Source organism: Streptomyces sp. NPDC088730, from assembly GCF_044751215.1.
In the GTDB taxonomy this organism is placed as follows: domain Bacteria; phylum Actinomycetota; class Actinomycetes; order Streptomycetales; family Streptomycetaceae; genus Streptomyces.
Genome location: NZ_JBIVLK010000039.1, coordinates 1 through 1,257, shown reverse-complemented (window position 1 = coordinate 1,257; position 1,257 = coordinate 1). Strand labels below are relative to the sequence as shown.

Here is a 1,257-nt window from a genome sequence, read left to right as displayed (position 1 = left end):
GGGATTGAGCTGGAACTGCACTCGGGGCGACCCACGCGAAAGGGTGCGTCCCGGGACACCTTGCTGCGGGGCTCTTACGAGCACGGTGAGGCGTTGGCGAGGGTGCTGAGCACCCTGGACCGGCATGGCTCGGGCAAGCTCGGCTGGGTGGATTCGTACGGCGACACGCTGTTCAACGAACAGGAAGCTCAAGTCGCCCGCCAAGAAGTCACCACCCTGACACGGGGGTGTACTGACGACCAGCAGAAGGCGGCCTTGGTCGACCTTGCCGAGCTTCTCGAAGCGTGTGCGGCAACGCCGGGCAGCTACTTGTGGTTCATGGGTGACTAGCCATACCTGATCATTGATCTTGTGGTTGGCCGGAGTGAATTGACGGATGCGGCGTGGGAGCGGATAGGTCCACTGCTGCCGCGTCTTGATGGCCGTGGGCGGCCGTGGCGGGATCACCGCCAGGTGGTGAACGGCGTGCTCTGGCGGTTGCGGACCGGGGCACCCTGGCGTGACCTGCCCGAGCGTTATGGTCCCTGGCAGACCGTCTACGAACGCTTCGCCCGCTGGGAGGCAGACGGAACCTGGGCAAGGCTGCTGGAGTACGTGCAGGTCAAAGACGATGCGGTGGGCACGGTGGAGTGGACCGTGTCGGTGGACTCCACCATCAACCGTGCCCACCAGCACGCCGCCGGAGCTCGCAAAAGGGGGCACTGGCATGGGACGAACTGGAAGATTCGCCACATCCGACGCTTGGCCAGGCGCTCGGCCGGTCCCGCGGCGGGCTGACCACCAAGGTCCATCTCGCAGCCGACGGCCGCGGCCTGCCTCTGGCCATCGTCGTCACCCCAGGCAACGTCAACGACTCAACGGTCTTTGACACGGTGCTGGATGCGGTGCGAGTGCCCCGCCTGTCCGTAGGCCGACCCCGCCGCAGGCCCGAGACAGTCATCGCCGACAAGGCGTATTCGTCACGAGCCATCCGGGCCGGCCTACGACGACGCGGCATCCGAGCCGTTATCCCTGAACGGTCCGATCAAATCGCCAACCGAAAACGCCGAGGATCGGCTGGCGGGCGGCCGCCAACCTTCGATCCAGAGCAGTACAAAGCCCGCAATGTGGTCGAACGCTGCTTCAGCAGGCTCAAGCAGTTCCGGGCCGTCGCCACCCGCTTCGACAAGTTGGCTACCCGCTACCTCGCCGGTCTCCTACTCGCCTCGCTCATCCTTTGGCTCCGCAAACCGTGATTATTTGTCAGACACGACCTAG

Annotated in this window: 2 protein-coding genes; both read left to right on the top strand. The window is 65.1% G+C overall.

What is annotated here, in order from left to right; genetic code table 11:
- Positions 1–330: hypothetical protein (locus tag ACIP89_RS37775; protein WP_402119028.1), on the top strand; the 330-nt coding region annotated here is incomplete at its 5' end.
- A 21-nt stretch (positions 331–351) separates the two neighbouring features.
- Positions 352–1,235, top strand: a protein-coding gene (locus tag ACIP89_RS37770; protein WP_402119025.1) for an IS5 family transposase whose coding sequence is annotated in 2 segments (ribosomal slippage) — positions 352–691 and positions 691–1,235 — 885 coding nt in all. Because the reading frame shifts where the segments join, the coding sequence is not laid out codon by codon here.
- The last annotated feature ends 22 nt before the right edge of the window (positions 1,236–1,257 follow it).